This is a genomic window from Photobacterium carnosum (assembly GCF_021236965.1).
GTDB lineage: Bacteria > Pseudomonadota > Gammaproteobacteria > Enterobacterales > Vibrionaceae > Photobacterium > Photobacterium carnosum.
Window position 1 is genome coordinate 179,287 of the sequence record NZ_WMDN01000006.1, and the last position, 11,681, is coordinate 190,967.

11 protein-coding genes are annotated in these 11,681 nt (G+C 36.4%); 5 read left to right on the forward strand and 6 right to left on the reverse strand.

All coding sequences use genetic code 11. The features are described 5' to 3' along the window. Positions 1 to 208 precede the first annotated feature (208 nt). Positions 209 to 721, forward strand: coding sequence for a hypothetical protein (locus tag GLP24_RS08550; RefSeq protein WP_232597994.1), 513 nt, complete (start codon positions 209 to 211; stop codon positions 719 to 721). Between the two features lie 51 nt (positions 722 to 772). On the opposite strand, the gene GLP24_RS08555 is transcribed toward GLP24_RS08550, so the two are convergent. Beyond that, positions 773 to 1,831 carry a PTS transporter subunit IIC gene (locus GLP24_RS08555; RefSeq protein WP_101767665.1) on the reverse strand — a complete coding sequence of 353 codons (1,059 nt, stop codon included), beginning with the start codon at positions 1,829 to 1,831 and terminating at the stop codon, positions 773 to 775. Positions 1,832 to 2,118: 287 nt separating this feature from the next. Here GLP24_RS08555 and GLP24_RS08560 point away from each other — a divergent pair, with 287 nt between their 5' ends. Continuing rightward, positions 2,119 to 3,090, forward strand: coding sequence for a DNA ligase (locus tag GLP24_RS08560; protein ID WP_232602695.1), 972 nt, complete (start codon positions 2,119 to 2,121; stop codon positions 3,088 to 3,090). A 146-nt stretch (positions 3,091 to 3,236) separates the two neighbouring features. After that, positions 3,237 to 3,575 carry a c-type cytochrome gene (locus GLP24_RS08565; protein ID WP_232579330.1) on the forward strand — a complete coding sequence of 113 codons (339 nt, stop codon included), beginning with the start codon at positions 3,237 to 3,239 and terminating at the stop codon, positions 3,573 to 3,575. 15 nt (positions 3,576 to 3,590) lie between these two features. Here the strand turns inward: GLP24_RS08565 and GLP24_RS08570 are convergent, their stop codons facing one another. Then, positions 3,591 to 4,637 (reverse strand): FUSC family protein, encoded by a 1,047-nt coding sequence (locus GLP24_RS08570; RefSeq protein WP_152653454.1) that lies wholly within the window; start codon positions 4,635 to 4,637, stop codon positions 3,591 to 3,593. Positions 4,638 to 5,039: 402 nt separating this feature from the next. Here GLP24_RS08570 and GLP24_RS08575 point away from each other — a divergent pair, with 402 nt between their 5' ends. Both GLP24_RS08575 and GLP24_RS08580 read left to right on the forward strand, forming a co-directional pair. Continuing rightward, entirely contained in the window at positions 5,040 to 6,185 is a 1,146-nt protein-coding gene (locus tag GLP24_RS08575; RefSeq protein ID WP_101767662.1) for a M14 family metallopeptidase, read from the forward strand. A 427-nt stretch (positions 6,186 to 6,612) separates the two neighbouring features. After that, positions 6,613 to 7,074: a hypothetical protein gene (locus GLP24_RS08580; RefSeq protein WP_232615862.1), complete on the forward strand. Its 462-nt coding sequence runs from the start codon at positions 6,613 to 6,615 to the stop codon at positions 7,072 to 7,074. A gap of 442 nt (positions 7,075 to 7,516) precedes the next feature. Here GLP24_RS08580 and GLP24_RS08585 read toward each other — a convergent pair whose 3' ends face one another. The 4 genes from GLP24_RS08585 to GLP24_RS08600 form a co-directional block, all read right to left on the reverse strand. Continuing rightward, positions 7,517 to 8,200 (reverse strand): RES family NAD+ phosphorylase, encoded by a 684-nt coding sequence (locus GLP24_RS08585; protein ID WP_232615863.1) that lies wholly within the window; start codon positions 8,198 to 8,200, stop codon positions 7,517 to 7,519. After that, on the reverse strand, positions 8,191 to 8,592 hold the full coding sequence (locus tag GLP24_RS08590; protein WP_152653451.1) for an MbcA/ParS/Xre antitoxin family protein: 402 nt from the start codon (positions 8,590 to 8,592) through the stop codon (positions 8,191 to 8,193). Before GLP24_RS08590 ends, GLP24_RS08585 begins: the two co-directional genes overlap by 10 nt. A 631-nt stretch (positions 8,593 to 9,223) precedes the next feature. Then, positions 9,224 to 10,075, reverse strand: coding sequence for a DUF4435 domain-containing protein (locus tag GLP24_RS08595; RefSeq protein WP_232615864.1), 852 nt, complete (start codon positions 10,073 to 10,075; stop codon positions 9,224 to 9,226). Next, positions 10,068 to 11,321 (reverse strand): AAA family ATPase, encoded by a 1,254-nt coding sequence (locus tag GLP24_RS08600; protein WP_232615865.1) that lies wholly within the window; start codon positions 11,319 to 11,321, stop codon positions 10,068 to 10,070. The genes GLP24_RS08595 and GLP24_RS08600 overlap by 8 nt, the downstream gene beginning before the upstream one ends. Between the last annotated feature and the right edge of the window lie 360 nt (positions 11,322 to 11,681).

Consider the following 11,681-nt stretch of genomic DNA (forward strand, 5'->3'; position numbering starts at 1 on the left):
ATACATTGTTAACGCTGTATCAAATAATGTTATGTCTTTAGTAAAAAACGTTAATAATTAACAAATTCGACTAAATTATCACTCAAGTCTCATTTTTAATAATGTGTTGCAACCATAATATCTGGTGATATTAATTAATAAATACTCCTCAATCAAACTAGGATTAATTTAATCAATTTCAATTCACATTATCATTAATGGTACTTTTATGATCACACCACTGTTTTTTTTAACTGTATCAGCATTTTCATTACCTTTGCTTGAAAACTCAACCTATAGTCAAACGGATACTCATTGTACGCTCACGGTAAAAGAAGAGCGTTTGCAAGATAATATCGTGTTAACCATGTCAACCAATAACAATAATCACTACGATGTTAAAATCTATCATCTTAACGATCTTCAAGCCCCATCTCGAGGTCAATTAACACAGCAGGCTATTGATAATATTGAACAACAAAAAGAACTTAACTATGTCGTTGATCACAATTTATTTAAGCGCATAGACAATAAAACCGTTATTTATACCGCCACCATTGCTAATGATGCTAACAACATCAGTCCTCAACAATTTACTGAAGCATTCAAAGCTCATAGCTATCGAACAAAATTGCACATTACAGGACTTAATCCTCTCGCTTTTATTGCCAGTCAACGCCAAGCTGATGCTTTTTTTCGATGTGCCGAACAACAACAAATAGCGACGTTAGCTAAGCGTTAACAACCCGTATGGTTAACAATAACGACGACGAGGGATTGCTAACCATCGCTGTCAGCCTAATTTCAGCACTAAATCACTGTCTTTAATCCAACCTTGGCGACGCATGATATACGCAATAAAGAGTGTGATAACGGCAGGTAAAATAAAGTGCATTAATACGATCAACCCGTAAATATAGCCACTACTTACTCCCGGCTGTTCCATCGCTATCAATGTTTGAATCTGTCCTACTAATCCTGATGTTCCCATTCCAGCACCCAGTGGCGTATTTTCCATGTGAAACACAACGGTTGCTATTGGGCCAAGTATCGCAGAAGCCACAATCGGTGGGATCCAAATTTTATAATTCTTAACAATGTTTGGCATTTGTAACATCGAAGTTCCTAGCCCTTGAGCAAAAATACCTGCCCAACCGTTAACGCGATAACTCATGACGGCAAAACCCACCATTTGCGCAGCACAACCAACAGTAGCAGCACCTGCCGCTAAACCATTTAAACTCAGCATAATCGCAATGGCTGCACTACTAATCGGTAATGTTAACGCCATCCCCATTAACACCGCTACTAATGCCCCCATCAATAACGGTTGTAATTGGGTAGTAGACATAATCAATTGTCCAAACTGAGTCATTACCGCACCGACCAATGGCCCAATCCAACTACCAATAAACACTCCAACCAAGACGGTTACAGCAGGCGTAACCAAAATATCAACCTTGGTTTCACCCGCGACCAATTTACCGCACTCTACCGCACAAATACTGGCAACATAAGCACCTACAGGCCCCCCCATTGCCGCCCCCGCAGCACCAGCAATTGTGGATGAAAACAAAACTAATGGCGGCGCTTTTAATGCATAAGCAATAGCCACACCAATAGCGGGCCCCGTCATTTGCTTTGCTATTGGCCACAAGACATCACTCAAGAGTGGGAGTGCAAATTTAATCCCAATCGTATTTAAAATCGAGCCAATCAATAGTGATGAAAATAAACCTAGTGCCATAAAGCTCATTGCATGAATAAAATAGCAATGAAAAGAAATGGTAATATTTTTAGACACAAGAAAGTGATGGATACGAGCAAGAAGACGTGACAAAAAAGACTGCATTACGACAAAAACCACATAAAAGAGTTCAATAGTGGCAGAATTTTACCTCAGCCTGTCTATAAATACAGTCAATAAGTTACTTTTTTTATCATTTAGACTATATTAATACTCAGCATGATTAATTCAGATTTAGCACCTTTAACACATTAATTATGTAACTGTAACCTGATTCACATTCCGTAACTCTAACATCAACACAAACACAACTAAAAATAGAGCATAATAATTTACCCATTAATGGCGTTTATTTACTGTTATGACTCATGTGCTTACTAGGAATAAACACCATGCCATTAATACATCGTCAAACACTGCCGCATTGCAATAATAGCTTTAATTTTCAACAGATTAATAGACGCTTAACACCCATTGCCGCATTAATTAGTCTCTCTTTGAGTTTTCCTCTTTCCGCAGCACAACCACAATTAATGCTCGCCAAAAGCTTACCTAGCGAACAATTAAATGCAGCATATTATAGTGATGATAATCAAATTCACGATATTTTCACGGTTACTGATTATTTAGTAAGTGAAAAATTAGATGGCATTCGCGCCTATTGGAATGGTCAGCAACTTCTCACTAAAACAGGCAATATTATTCATGCACCAACATGGTTTTATGCCAATTTTCCAAGCACACCATTAGACGGCGAGTTATGGATTGAACGCGGCCAATTTCAAGCATTAACCCGTATTGTGCTTGATAATGAACCTGATGATTTAGCATGGGAAAATGTCAATTATATGGTATTTGATCTGCCCCATAGCAGTGCTCCATTCAGCGACCGTTACCACCAATTACAAGTATTAATCGAGCAACAACGCGATCAAAATAATCAACCCCTTAAACACTTACAATGGGTTGAACATAAATCACTCGATAATCTGGCAATCTTAGTGCAATGGCTCGATATTATTAGTAGTCATGATGGTGAAGGATTAATGCTGCATCATAAATCTAATAATTACACTTCAGGGCGAACTGAACATTTATTAAAACTTAAAAATCATCACGATGCAGAAGCGATAATCATTGGTTATGAAGAAGGTAACGGTAAATATCAAGGCATGATGGGATCGGTTTGGGTGAAAACAGCGACAAATAACACCTTTAAAATAGGCTCAGGTTTTAATGATCAACAGCGACAAACACCACCCGCTATTGGTTCAACAATTCAATATCGCTATAACGGCTATACCGATCGCGGGATCCCTCGTTTTGCGCGTTTCATTCGAGTTCGTAATAATCCTGATAGCTAATTACGTAAAGAGTAACAACACAATCAATGTAATTATTTATGACATTGATTGTTACACTCTTTAAGCAAAAACACCGATTAAGTCATTGATTAGTTGTGGTATCGCTTTACTATGGCAATCATATTCCTTACAACTGATGGCTTATAATGACATACCTATTTAACGGTTTTCGCACTCTAACAACCGCTATACTGCTTATTATCGCGATGAGCAGTAACGCTTACGCCATGCCCAAAGGTGATGCAAGCAAAGGCGAACTAAAAACCCCGAGTTGCCGTTTCTGTCATGGTAGCAATGGTATTGCGTCACAGCCCAATTACCCCAACCTTGCAGGTCAACAACAGCAATATATTTATGATGCAATGCTTGCTTATACTAATGACATGCGTCTTGGTCCAATGGCGGGCATGATGAAAGGTCAATTACAAAATCTAAACGCACAAGATCTGGCGGATATCGCCGCTTATTATTCAGCGATGAAATAACCGCTACCGCTTAAATTAGAGTACCTCATTCTTAATCGTTTCAAATTGGCACAACCACTCAGAAAGCTCTGCAACCTGACGTGCCAATTCTCGATTAAGCCATAAATAGCCGTAATAGCTAATATCGGTTCGACTATCAACACTCGGTGCTAACTTTGGATATAACGCCAAAATATCCAGTTGTTTTTTATTGAGCACCATTAACGGCTTTTGAGGTGATAATAAGTCTTCACCCAATAACTCACACATCTGTGATAACTGCTCTTTTGCTTGCGACAATGCCCGTATTTCTTGTACTTTCTCTTTGCTGTATTGATGACGCCATTGCGTTTGAATAATATTTTCAAATAAATTGAACATTCTCACCTGACAGGCAATCGCTTTTTTAACAGACAATTTCATTTCAGGTGATTCATGCCCAATACTCGATTCTAATGACGTGATCTTATTTAAGGTTTGTCGTAGCTGAGATAGCTGAATTTCACGATAAGCATCATCACTATTAACCAGTGCATTATGCTCAGAATAGTTTTGATGAAATATACGTAAGAAATCACCACAGGCTAATTTAAAATGATCGGTTGCTTTAGCAGGGAATAAATATTGACTCGCCATAATCGCCACTAACCCACCCCATAACACATTGGTTGTACGCCATAATGCGATATGTAAATCCCCCGGCCCACTACCTGCAACCAGCACCAATGTCACCGAGGTTAAAATAGCACTGTATGAATATTTACCTAACGTAAAGTACAGCGACACACTGAGCATCACAATTAATAAGCCATAGTGCCAATAGACATTATCAATCGGGAAAAAATACAACGACAACCCTAAAATTGCCCCGATAGTCGTCCCCAATATTCGCTGGCTGGCTTTATCTGATACCTCACCTGAATACTTCGCCGACATCACCACTATAATAGTGATCGGTGCCCAAGTACCGTATGGAAGCTTAAATATAATATCGATCGAAAAAGCAATAATAGAAGCGATAATAATGCGTAGTACATGAAATAAGCGCATGTGCTTGATGATCTGTTGATGAAAAGTTTTCATTTAGTGTTGTAACCACACAAAGATTTAATGTTTAAAAAAGATACAAATAACACACGATTTTTAAAATCACCAGCCACAAAATATAAGCGCCCACCACAACAAATGCATAACTTATCACTTCAAAAGCCGACTTAATCACATTATCGTTCTTTAATTGCTGTTTTAATACAATCTATGCATTTTGTTTTAAATTATATTAACCAGTATTATTAGATTCCAACAACACCTAAAACATAAACTTGTCACCACCATTTTTACCGATCTATCACACAAAACAACGCTATTGATGATTAATTACTCAACCTAACAATGAAACCTTATTTTGATGAACAAAAATCATTATCGATTGCAGTAGTTTGTGATAGCCTAATTAAATACTTATAAATATAACGAGCAAACACCATGAAAATTTTCAGTAACTTCGAAAGCGGTAGCATCAATGTTGTTAAAGCTGATAGCAAAGACGACATTCAACTGAGCATTCCTAACGATAACCAATCTGAACTTCATCAGTGGTTTCACTTCCGTTTAGAATCAGAAGCTCAACAACCTCATACTATTAAGTTATTAGATCTGGCTAACTCAGCCTACCCTGAAGGTTGGAATGGCTATGATGTTGTGGCCTCTTATGATCGTGAAGAGTGGTTCCGTATCCCTTCAGAGTTTGATGGTGACACATTAACGTTCACTGTTATTCCTGAAAATGAATCAATGTACTTCGCTTACTTTGCACCGTACAGTTACGATCGTCATCAAGATCTATTGCATCTTGCGCAAAGCCATTACAACTGTCGCCTAGAAACATTAGGTCATACGCTTGATAATCGCGATGTGAGCCTATTAGTAATTGGTGATGAAGACGCAGTAGATAACGAAGAAGCACCAAAGAAAAAAATCTGGGTAATTGCACGTCAACACCCAGGCGAGACTATGGCAGAATGGTTTGTTGAAGGCTTAGTACAACGCTTGTTAGATGAAACTGACACTGTGGGTCGTGCCCTATTAAACAAAGCCGTATTCTATGTTGTACCTAACATGAATCCAGATGGCAGCGCACGTGGTCACCTACGCTTAAATGCCATTGGTGTGAACCTTAACCGTGAGTGGCAAACACCATCACTAGAAAACAGCCCTGAAGTTTTCTATGTACGTGAGAAAATGCTAGCGACTGGCATAGATATGTTCCTTGATATCCACGGCGATGAAGCAATTCCATTTAACTTTGTTGCTGGTTCTGAAGGTATTCCATCATACGATGCTCGCCTTGAAAATCTTGAAAATAAATTCAAACAAGCGCTATTAACAGTAACACCAGAATTCCAAGACGAACACGGCTACGGCAAAGATAAGCCAGGCGAAGCGAATCTAACAGTGGCATCAAATTGGGTTGGTGAGCAATTTAACTGCTTGTCTTATACTGTTGAAATGCCATTTAAAGATCATAATAAACATCCAGATAGCCTATACGGCTGGTCTCCAGAGCGTAGTATTGGTTTTGGTCATGACACCCTAGCAGCAGTACTTGCTGTTACTGATGATCTTCGTTAATACTGATTATTGATAGGTATAAAATTAGCGGCTGCCTTTTGGGTGGCCGTTTTTTTTGGGGAGGTGGGTGTGGTATTCACTCAGCCCAATATCCGTCATCTCGGAAGTCGAGGAACGAGGCTATCCGTGATCTACTCAACGCATGATTGAGCCTTAAAGACGCCAGTAAAGCATGTTACATAATACAGCCATTGGCTGGAATTTATGGGTGTCCTATCTTTTTTCTTTCATCGCTTATAGCCGCCGGTACTGTAACTAATTAATAAAGTTTCTATTAAGTTACCAATGTGTGATAACACGGTTTTGAGTAATATCTAAAATTTGACTCTTATCTTACTATTTAATTTGATGATGAAAATATACTTGCAATTAAATTACATTCATTGAATATAGAGTTCCCACCCAATGTTAAATATAAGGAAGTACTATGGAACCAATTACTACATCAGCTTTCACTATGGGAGTTCTCAGCGGTATCGTAGCAAATTACGGTACTGACTTGATCTCTGCTATTTTCAAACCAGCACTTAAGCTAGAACCTGAGCTACAAAAATCTTTAGATAATGCTCAGACTTTAAATGATATCGAAGATATTTTTACACGTGCTATTGGGGTGATCGATGCTAGTGCTGCCAGTGGTGAACTAACTATTAATGGTGCATTTTTAGATGCTGTTAAAGGTATCCGTTTCAACCATGCAGACGGCACAGTAAATATTGGTAATACTAGTATTAAATCTGAAGTTCTTGTAACTGGTGGTGGCGCAAACGCAACAGGTCGTACCCACATTACAGAAAACACAACGATGAGTAGCAAAGGAACTTCTATTAGCTTAGGAAACGGTTGCTCAATCGTAATGACTGGTGGCGCAAGCATCCATCAAAGCTAGAACGACAAACATTTAAGAGTAATTTCCAGCGTATGGAACAAATAAACTAACTCTGTCTATACGCATAAATACGCTTATTATTAAATATACTCTATCAGGATGTGATTGTTGTACACAGGTGCTACTAGATCATACTATTAATCAGCAATTCGTAACTAAAATTCTATAATAGGATAAACACAGGACACCCATATCTTTGCTTCGAAAACTCAACGCGCTGTGAGTTAATTCCTTATTGCCCTCGCAGGCATTCACAGCAAATAATAACAGTATTATTATCCGTCATATCTAATATGATTTTATGGCTGTCCTATGTTTCTTTCTCAAAACTAATGGCTGCCTTTTAGGTGGCCGTTTTTTATTCACTAATATGAATAACAAAATAAAAGTATTAAATTGGTACTATAAAACGTCTTTAGAAAAAACTAGCAAGTGGCGATAACTAAATATTCATATGATTAATCTTATTTACTTCAGCTATCTTCTCGCCATCCCAAATCATTTCCAGAAGGTTCGATTGCACAACATCATGAACAGGCTTTGGCGTAAACAGCGCCCAACAGATGCCCAACTCTGAACGTACTGAGGGATATTTTACCGCTTGGCAGTTATCTTTCTTTAATTCACGCGCTAATTGCTGTGAAGCAACATAAGAATTAAGATTAAGTATGTCATCATCCTTATGTGTCACTTCATGGCAAGATTCTAGATCATAGCTAACAATTAAATTTCTAAATACGAAGCGATCATATTCTAAGCCTTCAATATTTGACCAATATTTTTCTTGATGATATTTAACTTCTAATGCTGCCGTCTCTTCACTTAACGCAATATATAATGCGCCAAAGTACCCATCATTAAATCGACCACCATTAGGATTAATATGTGTGAATGGGGCAACCGCATAACTACGCCCACGTTCGCAGTGAAATGGAATCTCTGATGTATTGATTAATGATATATTTCTCACTTCATCACGTAACCGAGGATTTGTCATTGCTTGAATCGCATATAACATTTCAAATTCTTCAGGACTCGCCACATCATCAAATAGATTAATTGTAGGGTATTTAGTATTAATTAATCGATGGCCTTTCATCATTAACTGGTTATCTTCTATCCCCATAGCCCACCTCTCAACGCATCAACACGCCGTGCAACTTCATATAAATCACCAAACTTTCCTGATTCAATAATTTCCAGCGGTGAACGCCCTGAAAAATAATCATTGTTATTTTTCATCCCCATAAAATTACTAATATTAACTGGGTTACTAAATACAATACGCAATGCTTGATGCATATTTAATAGATAGCTGACACGTTCTAGTTGATCATCACTTAATTTGGTTGTTTCAGGCGTCGCTTTAAATTTATGATATGACGATTTTGACAGCTTTAAAATATGTTGGCTTTGCTGGGCAGTGCATCCCCATGACGATAAAATATTATCGGCAGCTTTAAACCCAGCCATTGCTAATGCTTTAGCATCAAAACCACTCTCTTTGGCTAAACTCATAATAAAATCCTCAAATGGAGTTTTATTTAAATTTAGTCCATACAAGGAGTAATGTAAACGCTTTTAATACCATGACAATTGAATGCACTATTTTGAAAAAACGAATTCCCACCACCTAAAACAGCGCTAGGCCTTGTTCTGTAAGGGCTATCTACTTTAGAGATACAGTAAAACACAGGGCAGCCATATCTTTACAAATTTTATGGCTGTCCTATCTTTTTAGATAGCCTATACGGCTGGTCTCCAGAGCGTAGCATTGGCTTTGGTCATGACACCCTAGCAGCAGTACTTGCTGTTACTGATGATCTTCGTTAATACTAATTGTTGATAGGTATAAAATTAGCGGCTGCCTTTGGGTGGCCGTTTTTTTTAGGGAGGTGGGTGTGGTATTCACTCAGCCCAATATCCGTCATCTCGGAAGTCGAGGAACGAGGCTATCCGTGATCTACTCAACGCGTGATTGAGCCTTAAAGACGCCAGTAAAGCACGTTACATAATACAGCCATTGGCTGGAATTTATGGGTATCCTATCTTTTTTCATTATCTGTAGTTTCGTAGCTATACATTTTATTAATATCGAGTAATTATTTAGAGACTCTATGTAATAAAGTCTCCATTTGGAGCCTTTTTATTATGCTGCTTCTAATATTATAATTTGATCTCGATAATAATTATAATGTTGATGATTTTCGTTAAAATTGATATTAAATGAAAGCATAACTCCACTAAAAAAAGCATCTACACTAAGGGTTTTATTCTTTCCGATTTTCTTAACGAAATGGTTTACATACTTTAAACATGCAGAAAATAAGAAATGTCCACGAACAAAGTCAGATAATAATCTACCTTTACACTCTAATGTTTGTTCAATCATATTTTCATCAACAAGTACGATTGACTCTAACTTATTATCTTCTATGTAATTATTGATTTTTTTCAAACAAGGATCGGGAGAACGCTCTCCCAACATAAATCGAGTACAATTATCTCCTAATACTGCTATACCTGTTTTTTGGACTTCAGAACTTAAATCATACTTAATAAGAGGAGTAAATGATTCTATGAATGACGCATACCACAGGTTCAACTGAATAGGATCTACAATCTTTTTTGAAACTCTAGCGAGTGTTGTAATTATACTCGGAATAATCTCTTTAGATAAGACTGTATTTTCAATAGAATGTCCATAAGTCCAAATTAAATTCTTATGGGTAGGTGCGATAATCCCTTCCTCAAAAATAGAATAGTCAAGATCTGAAGCTACTATATCATCAATTACACCAGAAATTATTTTAAACCTATAAGGTTCTAAATTTTCACAACCATCAACAGATTTGAAATAATACACTTTTGATGATAGCTTCGTAAAAATTCCTTCCCAGAATACTACATCATCATCACCTTCTACATAAACAATCTTATCTGCTGAATAAAACTCATTCATAACACTAAGAGCATCATCGGAATAATCAAAATCACTCATATGATAAAGCATCCTTCATATTATAGATTGAGCCTTTATACTTAGATGCTACCTCTGGTGAATGGGTTGCAGCGATAACCTGAGCTCGAGAATTGATACGTTTAACAGCTGGAATTATATTTCTTTGCCATTCTATATGTAATGATAATTCAGGTTCATCTGTAATATAAATGCATTGGGCTTGTCTTTGTAATAAAGCCTCTATCAAAATAATCAATAACTGCTTTTCACCCGAAGAAAGTTTAGATGTAGGTATCAAATTTAACGTTTCGTTATAAACCTCTAACGTTCCACTATCAATAGTAAATTTTTTCTCTGGTATGAACTCATTAACAATATTAAAAAACAGTTCAATTTGACTGAACAATTTATTAATTTTTGAGTCAGCTTTAAGAGAAAGTTCTACAATTTTATTCGTATTAACGTAGGCATCGATAGCAGAAAAATTAATATTGTCTCTATTTTCTAGTAAACCTGTAAATGCATTATCTACTTCATCAACATGGCTTTTTATCTTTTTACTTACATTTATATCAAGAACACCCAAACGTTTATACGCGGTAAATAAATTACGTTTTTCTTTTTCTTTATTGAAACTCTGAGGCCACTTTATTTTTGTATTTGCATTTTCACTAATAAGCAAAGATGTCAGAACGTCTTTTTGTAATTCATTCGATATTTTACGAGCTCTATTCGCGATCTCTAACTGATATTGTGTAAACTGAGCACAAAGTTGGTTAAGTTTAAAATCAACATGCGAAATAATTCTTTTTGAGCCTCTTTCTCTTACTTCAAAATCTTCACTATTTTTCAATCTATATACAGATAAAGAAGAAACATCTACTAATTTTTGAAGAGCTTCTCGTATTTCTACTGATGCAGCAATACTTCTTTTTCTTGGCAGGTAGCCAAATCTACGGTCATCGCTCTGTATTAGAGGAATTTGATATTTTTTATTAGAAATAGTGTAAGTAACATTAGGAGCTTCAACTCCATCTAAGTATGTAATTTTTGCTGTGACTTTTCTTGATAAGTTACCTTCACATAAACGTATATTGATACTTTCGAAATCTAATTCACACAAAGTGTCTATATCTACGGTCAAAATTGAGGTCAAGATGTTCATAAAAGTAGTTTTACCAGTTCCGTTTCTACCGATAATAATATTTACATCTTCATTGAAGTTAAAAGTGGCATCATAATGCCCCCATATTTTATTTATTGTTACACTTTTTATTAGAAACATACAATTATCTCAATATATACAACTAGATGAATAGTAACATAATTAACCGTCGCATCAATAAATAATAACTTAACGAATGTAATTCTTTTGATCATGCTTTTATTATTCATGATAGGAGATAAAAATATAATAAAACTAATAAGATATAAATTAGTAAAGTACTAATACAAAGAGGATGAAACATTTTAAATTAACTTAAATGCACCTCTTAGTGTTATCTGTAAGCGGTTATCCACCAAAGGAAAAGCTATCACTTTTAAGTGTTTCACTATATAGAAAATTGAGATCAAGCCTTTACTCAGTAATCTCCATTTTAGGTATACCCAAACGAAACCATCCCCTCCTCCAGTTTTACTTGAC